General features: G+C 33.1%; 15 protein-coding genes. 5 read left to right on the plus strand and 10 right to left on the minus strand.

The window, feature by feature from the left end; translation table 11 throughout:
- Window positions 1–408: 408 nt before the first annotated feature.
- Window positions 409–792, minus strand: coding sequence for a CoA-binding protein (locus JK636_RS16725; RefSeq protein WP_202750387.1), 384 nt, complete (start codon window positions 790–792; stop codon window positions 409–411).
- Between the two features lie 108 nt (window positions 793–900).
- Entirely contained in the window at window positions 901–1,497 is a 597-nt protein-coding gene (locus tag JK636_RS16730; protein WP_202750132.1) for a hypothetical protein, read from the minus strand.
- 229 nt (window positions 1,498–1,726) lie between these two features.
- Between JK636_RS16730 and JK636_RS16735 the strand changes: the two genes are divergently transcribed.
- Window positions 1,727–2,959, plus strand: a complete 1,233-nt coding sequence (locus JK636_RS16735) for a BaiN/RdsA family NAD(P)/FAD-dependent oxidoreductase (protein ID WP_202750133.1) — start codon at window positions 1,727–1,729, stop codon at window positions 2,957–2,959.
- A gap of 69 nt (window positions 2,960–3,028) precedes the next feature.
- Here JK636_RS16735 and JK636_RS16740 read toward each other — a convergent pair whose 3' ends face one another.
- From JK636_RS16740 to JK636_RS16750, 3 genes are all read right to left on the minus strand, one after another.
- The gene (locus JK636_RS16740) at window positions 3,029–4,876 is read right to left on the minus strand and encodes an MASE3 domain-containing sensor histidine kinase (RefSeq protein ID WP_202750134.1); all 1,848 of its coding nucleotides are present in this window, start codon (window positions 4,874–4,876) and stop codon (window positions 3,029–3,031) included.
- A gap of 102 nt (window positions 4,877–4,978) precedes the next feature.
- Complete coding sequence (locus tag JK636_RS16745; protein ID WP_202750135.1) at window positions 4,979–5,728, minus strand: acyl-[acyl-carrier-protein] thioesterase; 750 nt, start codon at window positions 5,726–5,728, stop codon at window positions 4,979–4,981.
- 15 nt (window positions 5,729–5,743) lie between these two features.
- Window positions 5,744–6,292 (minus strand): phosphatase PAP2 family protein, encoded by a 549-nt coding sequence (locus JK636_RS16750; protein ID WP_202750136.1) that lies wholly within the window; start codon window positions 6,290–6,292, stop codon window positions 5,744–5,746.
- Between the two features lie 118 nt (window positions 6,293–6,410).
- Here JK636_RS16750 and JK636_RS16755 point away from each other — a divergent pair, with 118 nt between their 5' ends.
- Window positions 6,411–7,307, plus strand: a complete 897-nt coding sequence (locus tag JK636_RS16755) for a polysaccharide deacetylase family protein (RefSeq protein ID WP_202750137.1) — start codon at window positions 6,411–6,413, stop codon at window positions 7,305–7,307.
- Between the two features lie 12 nt (window positions 7,308–7,319).
- Here the strand turns inward: JK636_RS16755 and JK636_RS16760 are convergent, their stop codons facing one another.
- Window positions 7,320–8,240 carry an AraC family transcriptional regulator gene (locus JK636_RS16760; protein WP_202750138.1) on the minus strand — a complete coding sequence of 307 codons (921 nt, stop codon included), beginning with the start codon at window positions 8,238–8,240 and terminating at the stop codon, window positions 7,320–7,322.
- 146 nt (window positions 8,241–8,386) lie between these two features.
- Between JK636_RS16760 and JK636_RS16765 the strand changes: the two genes are divergently transcribed.
- The 3 genes from JK636_RS16765 (at window position 8,387) to JK636_RS16775 (ending at window position 11,798) form a co-directional block, all read left to right on the plus strand.
- Complete coding sequence (locus JK636_RS16765) at window positions 8,387–9,844, plus strand: UDP-N-acetylmuramoyl-L-alanyl-D-glutamate--2,6-diaminopimelate ligase (protein ID WP_202750139.1); 1,458 nt, start codon at window positions 8,387–8,389, stop codon at window positions 9,842–9,844.
- Window positions 9,845–10,039: 195 nt separating this feature from the next.
- Entirely contained in the window at window positions 10,040–11,149 is a 1,110-nt protein-coding gene (locus JK636_RS16770; RefSeq protein WP_202750140.1) for a DEAD/DEAH box helicase, read from the plus strand.
- A gap of 4 nt (window positions 11,150–11,153) precedes the next feature.
- Window positions 11,154–11,798, plus strand: a complete 645-nt coding sequence (locus JK636_RS16775; RefSeq protein ID WP_202750141.1) for a pentapeptide repeat-containing protein — start codon at window positions 11,154–11,156, stop codon at window positions 11,796–11,798.
- Between the two features lie 134 nt (window positions 11,799–11,932).
- On the opposite strand, the gene JK636_RS16780 is transcribed toward JK636_RS16775, so the two are convergent.
- From JK636_RS16780 to glpK, 4 genes are all read right to left on the minus strand, one after another.
- Window positions 11,933–12,298, minus strand: coding sequence for a DUF1667 domain-containing protein (locus JK636_RS16780; protein WP_202750142.1), 366 nt, complete (start codon window positions 12,296–12,298; stop codon window positions 11,933–11,935).
- A 4-nt stretch (window positions 12,299–12,302) separates the two neighbouring features.
- Complete coding sequence (locus JK636_RS16785; protein ID WP_202750143.1) at window positions 12,303–13,562, minus strand: NAD(P)/FAD-dependent oxidoreductase; 1,260 nt, start codon at window positions 13,560–13,562, stop codon at window positions 12,303–12,305.
- 15 nt (window positions 13,563–13,577) lie between these two features.
- Window positions 13,578–15,017: an NAD(P)/FAD-dependent oxidoreductase gene (locus JK636_RS16790; protein WP_202750144.1), complete on the minus strand. Its 1,440-nt coding sequence runs from the start codon at window positions 15,015–15,017 to the stop codon at window positions 13,578–13,580.
- A gap of 172 nt (window positions 15,018–15,189) precedes the next feature.
- The gene (gene glpK, locus JK636_RS16795) at window positions 15,190–16,674 is read right to left on the minus strand and encodes a glycerol kinase GlpK (protein ID WP_202750388.1); all 1,485 of its coding nucleotides are present in this window, start codon (window positions 16,672–16,674) and stop codon (window positions 15,190–15,192) included.
- Window positions 16,675–16,679: the final 5 nt, after the last annotated feature.

Genomic DNA, 16,679 nt, shown 5'->3' on the forward strand with positions numbered 1-16,679 from the left:
TCTGCCTTTCTCCATTTTTCTTTAGTTATTGAAAACATAAGTAGATTGCGAAATAAAATTTCCGCAGGCTGTGGTATAAAGATCTTAGGGCCTAGTGCAGAAAATAATATATAAGATTAATTGAGTACTTTGCCCATGTTCTTGGCGAAGTGAAGTCATAAAACTTAGAGCCTCTCTTCTGAGCTAACAAAAGTGCAACATGATAGAAAAATTTATTATAGAAGCTTCGCTTAATAAGCATCAACAGATAAAGCGAATTCCTAGAGGCTCTTAGTTTTATGACTTCACGAACCTTAGAACAGTAGCAAAGTAATCACTAAGATTATATATTATTTTCCACAAAAAGCCCTACGGACTTTGAAGCGTAACCTACGATAACTTTAGTTCACAATTTACTTAAGTTTCGTTCTAAACTTTTCTATTGTAATAAGAAAGTTCTACTAAAGCACAGCTTTCTATTGCTGTTATGTCATTATTTTTACAGAATTCTATTATATCTTCGCTCTCTGCACCTGGTTGGATAAGCACTTTGTCAATCTTTAATTCCAAGGCTTCCTTCATAATATTTAAGCCTGTTATTGGATTGATACATAAATCTATAACATCTATTTTATAGTCTACATCCTTTAAGTTTTTGTGAAGTGTGTTTGTGTTATCCCTGGGGTTTACCCCCTCCACGTTAAAATCAGCAGCTTTTAGAGAATTTAAAATCCTGTGTGCATATTTGCTGCTGTTCAGCACATCTCCGATAACTACCCAATTTTTATAATTTAATAATTCTTGAGCCTGCATAAGATCACCTTCCTTTATCATTATTATACTCCAAATTTATTATATAATAACAAAATAGTCTTTATACAAGCCGGTTAATATCATCTGGTATAAAGACTATAACAAAAACTACATGCCTGAAACAAGTTTATTTTTTGAATTATTTTCTGAAGCTACACTATTTTTCAACACATCATTTAACATATGCTTATATCTATCAACACTTTTTTCTTTTTCTTCTATTTCTCTTTTTATATGCTTTATATTTTCAAAACACCCTTCTATAAAATCATTAAGATTTATTTCCTTAAAGGTTATACTAAATTTATCTGCATATTTTTCACCTATAATTGTTACATCTAATGGAATTGAGTTATTAACAACTAAAACAAGCCTCTTATCCCATACACCTCTTTTACTTATCTTATATTCATCCTTTAATACCTCAAGACTATCTAATCTGCTATTAGTTTCGCCTTCTATACCTTCAATTAGCGCTGCATATAAGGCAGCTGATATATAATTATTTAGCTTTACTTTTAATATATCGCTATAACTTACTATAAGCTTGTCAATGTCGGTTTCAGGTATTAACTCTACGTCTTCTATATTTACAGCAGTTCTTTCATTATTATCATCAACAACAACCATATCATAATTCATACCTTGAACCTTGTATTCATCATTATAATTAGAAAGTTTTTCATTTATTATTTTTATTCTCATAAAAAACTCTCCTTTCTATCTTCTCTATGGCTTAATTATATTTTAATAAACTCATCGTTACAAAGGTAATTTTACCCCTAGTTTCTAATTAGTATTTAATTGTTTATGCCAAAAGGTTTACAACTTTTTATGAAAATATAAAATATTTTTCTAATATATTCAAAAAGCTGACTTTAGGATAAAATATATAAATGATATGTAATTTTGTTAACCTAAGGGAGAGATTAATTTGAAGCACGATATTTTAATTGTAGGCGGCGGAGCTTCCGGAATTATGGCAGCAATTTTAGCTCATGACTTTGGAATGAATGCAGCTTTAATAGAAGGTAATGATAGAATCGGCAAAAAGCTTCTAACTACCGGAAATGGAAGATGTAATATTACAAATAAATATATAGAAGCATATAGATATCACAGCAGTAATAAGGATTTTTATACACCTGTCTTAGATAGCTTTAAAGTAAATGATACTATTAGCTTTTTTTCCTCTATCGGACTACCCCTCATTACTTTGGATGAAGGCAAAATGTACCCAATGTCTCTTCAAGCTTCTTCTGTACTTGATATAATGAGGCTTGCCCTTGAAGATAGAGGTATACCGGTTTATTTAAATTCCAAAGTTAAATCAATAACTAAGAAGAAAACAGGTTTTATTGTTGAAACTTCCAATGGTGAAGTTTATGAAAGCAGCAAGGTAATATTAGCCTCTGGCGGAAAGACTCTTGCAGCTACCGGATCAGATGGATCTGGATATACCTTGGCAAAAAGCTTTGGGCATAAACTAATAACTCCAATACCTGCTCTTGTGCAGCTAAAACTTGATTATAAAAACTTAAAAGCTCTTTCCGGGGTGAAATTTAATGGTATTGCTGAAGTGCTTGTTAATGACGAATTAAAAAGAAGAGAATTTGGAGAGATACTATTTACAGATTACGGTATCTCAGGTCCGCCAACACTCCAATTGAGCAGGACAGCTTCTTCTGCTCTTTCTAAAGGAAGCGATGTAAAAATTAAGGTTAATATGATGTATACAATGAAAAGTGATGAACTAGAGAATTTCTTTGAAACCCATTTTGCCTTATTCGGTCATAGAAGCCTTCATGATGCTTTTATAGGAATAGTAAACAAAAAGCTTATACCAATAATTCTAAAGGAAGCAGGTATTAGCAACATTCATAAGCCATGCTGGGACCTAGACTACAGAGAAAAGAAAAACTTATACAATCTCTTAAACTGCTGGGAGTTTAAGGTTTCAGATACAAACTCCTTCACTAATGCACAAGTAACTGCAGGCGGCATTGACACAGCTGATATCAACCCAGAAACTTTAGAATCAAAGCTTGTTCCTAATTTATACTTTACCGGAGAAATATTAGATGTTGATGGAGACTGTGGCGGCTTTAATCTTCAATGGGCTTGGAGCTCAGCTTATTCTGCAATAAAAAGTGCAAGCGGAAGATAGTAATTGAAAATGATAAAACCGAATTGATTTATTAGAAGAGGCTGTTTTAGGCAGCCTCTTCATTTCTAATTATTGCATTATGTCTGAAAACTCAATATTAATCTTTTCAAGACTTTCCCCAGATATAGCTTTCTCTTCCTTATTCTTTGTTGACTCCGAGACAAGCCTAATCGGTAGTTCTATTATAAATTCCGTTCCCTTTCCATACTCGCTTTCAACCTTTATACATCCCCCATGAAGCTCTATTAAAGATTTTACTATAGATAGACCTATTCCGCTTCCCTCATGACTTCTGGCAAGAGACTTGTCTACTTGCTGAAATCTTTCAAATACCAAACCCTTTTTATTTTCAGGAATTCCAATTCCATTATCTTTTACTGAAATTACAACCTTATCTTTCTTGTCATATATATTTACAGAAATTGTCCCTCCTGGATTTGTAAACTTAATGGAGTTTGACAAAAGATTAAGCATAATTCTGTCAATCTTATCAGAATCACAAGCTATTATTTTTTCTTCTATGTCAGTATCAAAAATTAAGCTTATTCTCTTATGTTCGGTATATCCTGAAACAGAACCCGTTATATCTTCAACTATATTAACTATATTATGATTTTTAAGCTGCAGTTCAAAAAATCCTGCATCTATTTTAGTTATATCAATTATATTGCTCACAAGTCTCAAAAGCCTATAGCAATTTAGCTGCATACTATAAATATACTTAGTAATTTTATTTTCTTCCTCTTTTATACTTCCTTCAGAAATATATAAATTCAAAAGCTGAATGGCAGATAAAATCACATTTATAGGTGTTCTGAGCTCGTGAGACACATTTGCAAAAAACTCTGTTCTCAGTTTGTCATATTCTCTTGCCTCATTTAACAACCTTATATTTTCTTCAGAGGTTTTTTTTAGGCTTTCAAGCTTTTTTCTTTCGGTTATATCTCTGATAACTGATACCATTGCACTTTGATTCTTAAATGGGAACATGCTCGCAGTTGCTTCTACATCGATTACACTTCCATCAAGTCTTATATACTTCTGTTCCTCAAAAGGAAGAGGAACACCATACTCTTTTAGATCAAGCTTTCTCTTGATTACTTCCTGTCTATAATCCTCATGTACAAAAGCCATCAAGTTTTTTCCTACTAGATCTTCCTGTTTTTCAACTCCTAAAAGTTCAATCGCAGCTAAGTTAGCATATAGTATCTTGAATTGACTATGTACCAATATTGCAGCTGGTGAAAGCTCAAATATTTTTCTATATCTTTCTTCACTTTGAATAAGTTCTTCCTCAACTTGTTTCTTAATTTCATCTTTCTTAATAGTGTCTATTGCAAAAGTTATATCCTCACACAAATTATTCAGCAAATTAAGTTCTTCCTGCTCAATAAAAGAATATTCTTCCGAGTAAAAAGCCATAATCCCTACAACTTTTTCTTTAAGCTTTAACGGAAAAATTATACATGAATTTATGTTATGCTTGATGATACTTCCATGCCATGGAACTCCTTCTGTTTCTTCTTTAATATTATTAGTGAAAACATAATTACCACTATTAATGGATCTTTCAATAATTCCACCTGTCACAAACCCATTTGTATTGAATTCACGTATTAAAATAGCTGCTTCTTCATAATCCAAGCCGCATTGAGATACAGGCTCTAACAAAAAAGTTTCTTCATTAGTGATGCCAATCCAAGCCACCTTAAATAAACCTTCTTCCACAGCTATCCTGCAGGCTTCTTTATATAGTAATTCAATGTCCTTTATTCTTATGATGGCATGATTTATTTTACTCAAAATAGAATAAAGCCTATTGACTCTTCTAAGTTTATCTTTAGTGGACATTAATTGTTTTTTCCACAACCTATATCCAGCGGCATCTATTTCCGAAGACTTAAACTTTGCTCCCATAATCTCATTTCCTCCAACATAAACAGACATATTTCCTTAATAATCCTATATAACATTTTATCAGATGTGACAAATTATTCAAACTAAAAAGGAGAAAAACTTTTAGTTTTTCTCCCAGGTGGTTTCTATGAGTGTAAGTTCTTTTTCTTCTTTATCAACGATTTTATGAAGACATGTTGCAATATTGTCATTATTAATAATCTCAGTATTGACTTTTATAGTCTCTCCATAAGTAGTTTCTTTTTCATAAGTTACTTTCAAATTTTTAAGAGTATAATTTAAAACTACTTCCATAGGAACAGTTTCAATGGCCCAAGCTATGTACTTTACATTATTTACATGCTGATTTGTATCTATATCGCTGTATCTGACATTAAATATCTTTTCCGAATCAATTTTATCTGGTTTTTTAATATCTTCTATTTCTAATGTATTTTGGTCATTATAATCAAGTCCGTAAAATTTATATACATCTTCGCTGATTCTGCCAGGTCTCCTTCTTTCCAGGTTTATTAAGAACCATATAGACTCAGCTTTTGCTATTGTTTCTCCTTCCTTATTTAACACCTCAAAGGTTCTGTAGGCATAAAACTTCTTCATTGAATAAGGGCAAGTCTTAACAATAATTTTTTCACCATGAACCGGATACTTAATTACATCTATATTCCATTTGTATAAAACCCAAGCTAAATTATTTTCTTTTAAATACTCGATTCCAACACCAAGCTGCTCTGATTGTGCAGTTGCTATATCACCAAAAAAATCTACTAAACTTGTTATTAAAGCTCTCCTATTATAATCTATTTCATAGTAATGTATTTCATATTCTTTTTCATAAACAAATCCCGGCATAATCGATCTCCTCTTCTAATTTGTTTCTCTAGCTCTAAAGAAAGCTTTTCCTAAATTTACACCAATTTTTCCGCAAAACAGACCTAAAAGTACTCCTCCAAGAACATCTGAAGGATAATGAACATGTAGATAAATTCTAGAAAAAGCAATTAATATTGCTAGGGCTAAAGCTAAATATCTATATTTTGCCTTGCTAAACAAGCAGGCTCCAAAGGCTGCAAAAGATGAAGTTGTGTGTCCTGATGGAAAAGAATAAGATTTTGGAATTTGAGCTATAAAATTAAAATTATACTCACTGCCTACAGGTCTTACTCTTCCGACTGTATTTTTTAAAATTTCCTCACCTACTATAAATCCTATCGCCAAAGAAATAAGCATACTTATTCCAAGTCTTCTTATACCAACATTTTTATTTATCATAAGTATTATAGCAATAGCTATCCATACCTCTCCATGATTATTAATGCCTGAAAAAACAGGCATAATACTGTCAAAAAAACTATTTCTAATTCCCTCTGAAAGAAATCTTAAAATTGAATTATCAACTTGAAGTAAACCATTCATGTTATTACCTTCCTAAGTTACCAATTGATGTTATTATTATACTAATTCATTATACACTTAACAATAACTATAGAAAAGCTTATAATAAGGATACTATTATAAAAAGGATGATTTTATTATGAGAAAAATTATTTATATGCTTTTATCTTTAACTCTAATATTCGCTTTATCAGGATGCAGAAGTTCTTCAAAAAAACAACCTGATTTATCTTCATCTGCGCCTCAGGTTACTAATCTTAAGGTCCCTGATCCAATTAAACCCGAACCCTCTAAGGATAATATATCGCCAAAAGAACCTGCAATATATGATATCTACGGAAAATCCAATAAGCTTAGCAAAAAAGAAATTGATGCAATGGATGCTTGGCGGAAAGACATAGTTAAGATGTCAAAGGCTAACCCCGATAGGCTATTTATTAATGGATATACTGAAGAAAAGGTTGTTGCCTTAACCTTTGATGATGGCCCTGATTCAAAGATAACTCCTAAAATTTTAGACATACTTAAAAAAAATAATATTCATGGAAGCTTCTTTTTCATAGGAAACAAAGTTAAGCAATATTCTTCCGTTGTAAAAAGAACCTATGAAGAAGGAAATCTAGTTTTGAGTCATAGCTTCTCGCACCCTGAATTAACTAAAAAAAATGCTGAAGAAGTAAAAAACGAATTTATCTCTGCAGAAAATGCTATTTACAGCATTATTAAAAAGAAGCCTGCAATAGCAAGACCTCCTTATGGTGCAGTGAATGATACTGTATTAAAAGCAGCTTCGGAGGAAAACTTAAAGCTTACTATATGGTCTACAGATACCTTGGATTGGTCTCAAAAGGAAAAGGCTAATATAGTTAAAAATGTAGTGGACAATGTAAGACCTGGTGAGATAATTCTTATGCACAGCAACGAAGACAAAGCCACTACTGCTGAAGCTCTTCCTGAAATAATAACCAAACTTAAAGAAAAAGGCTATAGATTTGTAGACTTAGGCGAGCTTCTAAAAACTAATGCCTATAAATAAAGAGACCTCCACTTACTCTCTAAATGGATAGTCCCTGTCAACTTCATTATCTTTACTATAGGAATGCTGAATTTCCTTTATTGCTTTGAAATACTGCTTTGGCGACAAGCCAAAGCTTTTTTTAAAGGCTCTAACAAAGCTTGAATAATCATTAAAACCACACTGCTCAGAAGCTCTTATTGCCTGAATACCATTTTTTATAAATCCTGCTGCCTTAGCAAGTCTTTTTTCAAGTATATAATTATGAAGAGTATAGCCTGTTTGATTTTTAAAATTATGCATCAAATAGTACCTATTTATATAAAACTTTGCTGCTATATTTTCTATTGATAAATCGCTAGTCAAATGTTCATTAATATATGATAATATATTTACTATTCTTTCATCATATTGAATATCTTTTTCATCTTTTTTTATTTTTGGCCCAAGCATTAACCTATTCAAATACACTATAAGCTGAATAAAATAGGCATTTTGAAGCTGCCTTCCTCCAAAGTCCTTTTCTTTTATCGCTTTTTCTAAATAGAATAAAATATCTTTAATTAGAAGTAAATTTTCTGAGCTTAAACGAAACAAGTTTAGCTTTTCCTTTACAGCTATATTAAAGCAAGTAAGAAGCTCACTGTCCTCAGTGCTCTGCTTTTTAAGAAAATCAGAATTAACCCAAATTATAATTCTTTCATAGAACTCATTTGAATCTATAATTGGTCTATGAAGCTCATTGCTTCCCACAAAAAGTATATCCCAGGGCCTAAGCTTGTAGTACTTTCCTTCTATAGCATAGGTTACACTTCCTGAAATAAAAATCACTATTTTATTAAAATCATGATAGTGAAAAGCATGCTCTTCATTTTTCTTATCCTTTAGATGAAAAAATCTGAAATCTTCATTTAGATAACCTTTTTTAATATTTACTAAAGCATTATTCTCCAAAAATATATTCCTCTCCTTACAAATTGATACATATTTATTATAGCACTTTTTACATTGTATTAAACACTATTAACAATAAGTATTGTATTTGTTTAGACTATACTATTTATGTAGTATAGTCATTTATAAATAATGGAGGCAAATAAATGAAACTAAAAGAACTTTTAATAAACTTAAACTATGAGCTGATTCAAGGAAGCGATAATATAGAAATTAAAAACATAGGCTGGGATTCAAGAAGAGTAAAGCCTAATTCACTATTCATATGTGTCAAAAACAAAAATATTGACAGGCATGATTATGCAGCTTCAGCTGTTCTAAATGGTGCAACAGCTTTAGTTATTGAGCATGATATTGAAAAAATTTCAGAGAATATAACAATTATTAAAGTACCGGATTCTAAAAAAGCTATGGCTAAAATTGCAAGTCTTTATTACGGTGAGCCCTCTAAAAAGTTTAATCTTATCGGTATAACCGGAACTAACGGAAAAACTTCAGTAACTTATTTTGTTTCAAAAATTTTAGAAAATGCAGGCAGACTGACAGGAATAATTGGCACAATTCAAAATACAGTAGGAGGCAAGGAACTTAAGGCTGCAAAGCTTAACCCAACTACTCCAGACTCTATTGAGCTTCAGGAATCCTTCAATGAAATATTCTCTGGGGGAGCTTCAGATGTGGTTATGGAAGTTACCTCCTCTGCTCTCGATAAAGGAAGAGTATACGAGTGCCACTTTAATATAGGCGTATTTACAAATCTTACTCAAGATCATCTTGAAGAGCACGGAACTATGGAAAATTACAAAAATGCAAAGCTTAAGCTTTTTAAAATGTGCAAGAAAGCTCTAATTAATGCTGATGATATAGTTTCAAAGGAAATAAGAGAAATTGCCTCAGGTAAAGTTTATACCTACGGCATAGAGGAACCTTCAGATTTTAAAGCTTTTGATATAATTTACGGCTTAGATTCTGTAGAATTTTCCTTAAAATTTATGAACGAAGTAAAAAGAGTGAAATTTAACATTCCGGGTAAATTTAGTGTATATAACGCTCTTTCAGCTATAGGGATATGTTATCTTTCCGGCCTAAATCTTGATACAATAATTGATGGTTTAAAGGATATAAAAGGAGTACCCGGAAGAGTAGAAAAAATTCCTAACGATAAAGGAATTTTGGCAGTTGTAGACTATGCACATTCACCAGACAGCCTTGAAAATATAATAAATTCTATGAGGGAAATTGCTAAGGGAAAAGTAATCACAGTGTTTGGCTGCGGCGGTAACAGAGACAAGACAAAGCGTCCCATAATGGGAGAAATAGCAGGAAGGCTTTCTGACTATGTTGTCATAACCTCTGATAATCCAAGAAAAGAAGATCCTATAACAATTATTAATGAAATTGAACAGGGAATCCTAAAAACAAACTGTCATTATGAAAAATGTGAAAACAGAAAAGAAGCAATATTCAAAGCCTTGGAAAAGGCGGACATTGGTGATGTTGTAATAATTGCGGGAAAAGGTCATGAGACTTATCAAATTATTGGGGATACTACTATACATTTTGATGACAGAGAAGTTGTTAGAGAATATTTCGATAAAATTTAGGTTTATAATATAGAAAGAGGCTGTATACAGCCTCTTTCTATATTTAATCCATACATAATTATTAGTAATAATTACCGCAGTATGGTATTATTAACTAGCTTAAATATTTAGGTTAATCTATTGAAAACAGAATATTTTAAGATGTATTAATTTACCTTTATAAATAGAACCCTAGAACAAGAGAGGTTGAACATAATGAATTTTGATCAATTAGGAATTAATGAAGATATAGTAAAAATATTAAAAAACAACGGCATCACTGAACCCACACCTGTTCAGTCTGAAAGCATCAGACTAATAAAGAATGGAAAAGATGTTATAATTGAGTCTCAAACCGGCACAGGAAAAACCTTGGCATTCTTGCTTCCAATTTTCGAAAATATTTCAGCTAATGTAGATGCAGTTCAAGCTTTGATTTTAACTCCTACGAGAGAGCTTGCCCTTCAGATAACTGAAGAAGCTTTAAAGCTTAAACAAGCCAAAGATATTAATATATTGGCAGCCTATGGCGGAAAAGATATAGGTTCTCAGTTAAAAAAACTAAAAAAAGGTATTCACCTTATTATTGCAACCCCAGGAAGACTTCTGGATCATCTTGAAAGAGAAACCATAGACCTTAGTAAATTAAAAACATTTGTGCTGGATGAAGCAGATCAAATGCTTTTAATGGGCTTTAAAAATGAGGTGGAGTCAATTATAAAAGAAACATCTAAAAAGCGCCAAACCCTTTGTTTTTCTGCAACAATAAACTCCGATGTTAAGAGGTTGGCCTATAGATACATGAAAGAACCTGCAACAATAACCATAAGTAAAGAAGAAGTAACTCTTGATGCTATTAAACAGCAGGTTGTAGAAACCACAGACAGAAGAAAGCAGGATGCCTTGTGCACTGTACTAGATCAGGATAACCCCTATATGGCTATAATATTCTGCAGAACTAAAAGAAGAGCAGACGAGTTGGAAGCTTCATTATACAAAAGGGGTTACAACTGTGAAAAGCTGCACAGCGACATACTTCAATCGAAACGTGAAAGAATAATGAAAGCTTTCAGAAATGGAGATTTTCAATATTTAATAGCAACGGATGTAGCCTCCAGGGGACTTGATATAAGCGGAGTGAGTCATATTTACAACTATGATATACCTGAAAGTGTAGAAAGCTATATACATCGTATTGGCAGAACTGGAAGAGCGGGAGAAGAAGGCTATACCTGTCTGTTTATTGATCCAAAAGACAGCTGGAGACTTGATGAAATAGAAAAAGCTATTAAATTCAAAATACCAAGAAGGGAACTAGGTGAATAACAGTATGGCTACAAATAGAAGTGTTACGGGCAATTTTAATTACAATAATATAGAGAAAAAAGATAAAAACTTTATGTACAAGAATTTAGAGAGAAGCAACTGTTATAACTGCGACTTCTCAGGCTCAATTTTTGATTTTGTAAGCTTTAGAGGAGCGCATTTTAAGTCCACCAATTTCTTTAGGTGCAGCTTTAAGTATGCAGAATTTATTGGAACAAATTTAAAGGATAGCGAGTTTAAAAATGCAGTGTTTGAAAATGCTATTTTTGATTCAGTGAAGCTTGAAGGTGCTAATTTTAGAGATGCAAAGTTCATAAATACTATATTTTTATCTACTGATATAAGCAAAGCTAAAAATATAGATATAAATACTCCCGGTATCAGAATTTTTGAGGAAATGCCTAAGTTAGAAATAAGTGAGGAGCTAAGAGCTGCTGTTTTAACCGCTATGGAAAATCAGTACATAAAGAAAGCACGAGTTCTTGATACAAAAGAGGGTGGGCTTAATATGTTAAATATTATGCTTCTTTTAGAGAACTTTGAAGAGCAAACAATAATAAACGGGCTAAAGTTAATTGCTCCAAAGATAGATAGAGAGTTTTACACTTTGAGTTATATAATAAAGTTTTTGAAAAATATGACTGAATAAAAGGTAGTCTATTCATCCATAAAATCTTTTTATAGGCTTACATCAAAGAAACCGCGAGAATAGAGATTCATGCGGTTTCTTTATTTTATTCTATTGCTTAAGTTGTTAAAGTGATATATTTTCCATATTTGAAATTATAATCTATCAACATTCTTAGTGGCTAAAATACTTACACCGGTACCAGAAATATTTTCTATAATCACATCTCCAATTTTAACTGGAGCTTCTACCGATAAACCTTTCAAAGCCTTAACGCAATCGAAAATTTTGCCCTTTGGGATATCTCTTTCTGTTTTTACAGGTACGACTTCCTCTGTTCCATTTTTAACCAGTACCGTTGAGGTTACTATTCTGGTTGGATTTGTACATTCTTTTATGCCGTAAGCTTCTCCGCGCTTGCAGCTGTTTCCTGTTACTTTTATATTATCTTCATCTATTATGTCAACCTCTAAATTGCAGCCTAGAGGACAGCTTATGCAGGTTAATTCCTTCTTAGCCATAAAACTACTCCCCCTCCACCTTAATGGTTATTTTTTTACATTCAGGATGCTTATCAAATAATTCCTTTTTAAATTTGATAACCTCCATTTCTCCTGGAGCTAATATCTTTTTCTTTAGATGCATCTCTCTTACATCATCAAAATAAACAGATATAAAGCTGTTATTAAATACTTTTCTTACTCTAAATTTAACATCAACATAATCCTCTATATTTAAAGGATTAATAAAATTAGGAACTATATAACTTATTCCATCTTCAGCAACAGCTTCTATAGTTCTCCCGGAGATATTTTTTCCTTTTACATACTTTACTGCATTTTTTCCTGCTGTATAACTCTCAAGAGTTACGTAATCTACAAGATCATGGACATGCAAAACATTTCCGCAGGCAAAAATACCTTCCACATTAGTCTCCATGCTTTCGTTAACCTCTGCTCCGTTGGTAGCCGTACTTAGTTTTACCCCAGCCTTTTTAGATAGTTCATTCTCAGGCACAAGCCCTACTGAAAGCAGTAAAGTATCGCAGGATATATATTCTTCAGTTCCCTTTATTGGATTTCTATTGCTGTCTACCTCTGCAATAGTGACTCCTTCAACTCTATCCCTTCCCTTTATATCAATAACTGTATGACTTAACTTTAACGGTATATCATAGTCATCAAGACACTGCACAATATTTCTTTTAAGTCCGCTTGAGTACGGCATAAGCTCTACAACAGCTTTAACTTTGCAGCCTTCGAGGGTCATTCTTCTTGCCATTATAAGGCCTATATCTCCGGAACCTAATATTACGATTTCCTTCCCAGGTAAATATCCCTTAACATTTACAAACTTTTGAGCAGTTCCCGCTGAGTATATGCCTGCACATCTGCTTCCAGGAATATTTATAGCTCCTCTTGGCCTTTCTCTGCAGCCCATAGCTAAAATCACAGCCTTAGCCTGTATTTCTATAATTCCATCACTATCATTTACAGCTGTAATAATTTTATTTTCATTAATATCAAGAACTGTTGTATTTAGCTTATATGGAACCTTAAGTTCTAAAGCTTTATCAATAAATCTCTGAGCGTACTCAGGTCCTGTAAGCTCTTCTTTAAAAGTATGAAGACCAAAGCCATTATGGATACACTGATTTAATATTCCACCAAGCTGATTTTCTCTTTCCAGGATTAAAATATTATGAGTTCCTTGCTCCTTTGCTGCAATTGCAGCAGCTAGACCTGCAGGTCCTCCTCCAACTATGACTATATCGTAATTAATCATTCCTAATCCCCCATTCTACACAAAACTTTCTTTGTTTTTTTCAATAAGAACCTTAGAGTCTCCTCCAAATTTAGTTACTTCAGTAGGTACTATATTCAATTCCTTAGCCAGTATATCAACTATCTTAGCAGAACAAAATCCTGCCTGACATCTTCCCATGCCTGCTCTTGTTCTTCTCTTCACACCATCTAGGCTTCTAGCTCCTAATGGTCTTCTAATTGAATCTATAATCTCTCCCTCTGTTACAACCTCACATCTGCAAACTATCTTTCCGTATTCAGGTCTTTCCTTTATAAGCTTGTTTCTTTCCTCGTTACTTAATTCTCTAAACTTTGGAATTCCTTTTCTTATAGGATTAAAGTTTTCATTTTTTTTCGGTTTAAGCTTTTGGGCAATAATATTTTCTATCATTAAACCAATAGAAGGTGCACTTGAAAGCCCAGGTGATTCAATACCAGCTGCATTAATAAAGTTTTCAGCATCATATGCTTCACCAATAATGAAATCATCTGCCTCACTGTGAGCTCTTAATCCAGAAAAAGAAGTAATAACCTTATTTAATGGAAGTGCCTTAACACTTAACTTTCCCTTGCTTACTATTTCATCCATACCTTCCTTTGATGTAATTAAGTTATTTTTATCCTCTATATCAGAAGCATTTGGCCCTAATAAAAGATTTCCATCTACCGTTGGAGTTACTAATACTCCCTTTCCCATTGCTGTTGGAAGCTGAAATATTGTTCTTGAAACCAAGTTACCTGCTTCTTTGTCAAAAAGCAGATACTGCCCCTTTCTTGGCACTATATTTAGTTTTTTATTGCTCACCATATTATTTATTTCATCAGCATATACTCCTGCAGCATTTATTATTAACGCTGCTTCAATTTCACCATTACTTGTATTGATTAAATATCCTCTATCATTTTTTTTAATGTTTTTTACTTCTGTTTCAAATTTAAATTCTACTCCATTGCAGTTTGCATTTTCTGCTAATGCAATAGTCATTTCATAAGGGCAGACTATCCCGCTGGAAGGTGCATAAAGTGCTGCCACTGCGTCTTCAGATATATTAGGCTCAAGCTTCTTAATTTCTTCCTTATTTAAAATTACTAGTCCAGGTACTCCGTTTGTTTCTCCCTGTTTTTTTAGTTCCTCTAATTTGTATAAATTCTTTTCATCAAAACAAAGTACAAAAGCTCCTATTCTTTTAAAAGGAAAATCCAGCTCCTCTGATAGCCTGTCAAACATAGCATTTCCTTTTGCATTTAGCTTTCCTTTTATGGAATCAGGATTTGCATCAAATCCGGCATGCACTATAGCGCTGTTTGCTTTTGTTGTGCCGGCGGCTATATCTGAAGCCTTTTCCAATACACATATCTTTAATTCATACTTTGATAATTCTCTAGCTATAGAACATCCAATAACCCCAGCCCCTATAATTGCAACATCATACATACTCTACTTCCCCTTTCAAATCTATTGATTAAACTATACTTTTTTAACTATTAAATACGTTTTTAATTTTTTGCAAAAAAAGAGCCATTATCCAAGGTTCTCCCTTGGATAATGGCTCTCACTCTCTCGCCTGTCTTTATTATACTACTTTATCAATATACTTTCAACAACTTTAATCTTCTTCTTTCTCCCACTCCATGGCCCTCCTTAAAGCTCTATGCCAGCCTTTTAAAAGCTTTACTCTCCTTTGATCCTCCATTTGAGTCTTAAAACTCTTTGCTATCCTTCTATTTTGTGAGATTTCCTCTTTATCCTTCCAATAGCCTACAGCAAGCCCTGCAAGATAAGCTGCACCAAGAGCTGTTGTTTCTACAACCTGAGGCCTGTCAACCTGAGCACCTAATATATCAGACTGAAACTGCATCAAAAAGTTATTTGAGCTTGCTCCACCATCCACATTAAGTTCAACCAAGGATATATTAGAGTCTTCTTCCATAGCTTTTAAAACATCATAGGTTTGATAAGCAACTGATTCTAATGTAGCTCTTATAAAATGCTCCTTTTTTGTTCCTCTTGTAAGCCCTACAATCGTTCCTCTTGCATAGGGATCCCAATAAGGTGCACCTAGTCCGGTAAACGCAGGTACTACATAAACTCCATTTGTATCTTCAACAGCTGAAGCATACCTTTCAGATTCTGAAGCATCTTTTAACATTCTTAATTCATCCCTAAGCCATTGAATAGACGCTCCCCCTACAAATATGCTTCCTTCAAGTGCATATTCTACTTTCCCATCTACTCCCCAAGCTATTGTAGTAAGAAGCCCATGCTTCGAAGTTACTGCTTTAGTGCCTGTATTCATAAGCATAAAACAACCTGTTCCATAAGTATTTTTAGCTGTACCCTCTTTAAAACAAGCCTGTCCGAATAAGGCTGCCTGTTGGTCTCCAGCGTCTCCTGCTATAGCTATTTCTTCTCCAAATAAAACTTTGTTTGTATAGCCATAAATATCACTCGATGGCTTAACTTCAGGAAGCATACTCTTTGGTATGTTTAAAACCTTTAAAATCTCATCATCCCATTCTAAGGTGTGTATATTAAAGAGCATTGTTCTTGAGGCATTTGAGTAATCGGTTATATGCACCTGACCCTTAGTAAGATTCCATATAAGCCAACTATCAATATTTCCAAAAATAAGATTTCCTCTTTCTGCTTCCTCTCTTGCCTTAGGCACATTATCTAATATCCATTTTATTTTTGTACCTGAAAAGTACGGATCTACTAATAATCCTGTTTTTTCTTTTACTATTTTATCAAAGCCTTGACCTTTTAAATCTTCACAAGTATCTGCTGTTCTTCTGCACTGCCATACTATTGCATTATAAACAGGTATTCCTGTCCTCTTATCCCAAACTACTGTTGTTTCTCTTTGGTTTGTAACTCCTATAGCAGCTATATCCTTAGCCTGAAGCCCTGCCATTAAGAGTGCCTCTACCGCAACACCAAACTGAGTAGCCCAGATTTCTATAGGATCCTGCTCTATCCACCCAGCCTTAGGATAAATTTGTTTCAGCTCTTTTTGTGCCATACTGACGATAGAACCGCTCTTATCAAAAATAATACATCTTGAACTTGTTGTTCCTTGATCTAAAGACATTACAT

The organism is Clostridium rhizosphaerae (assembly GCF_016765585.1).
Classification (GTDB): Bacteria; Bacillota; Clostridia; order Clostridiales; family Clostridiaceae; genus Clostridium_AT; species Clostridium_AT rhizosphaerae.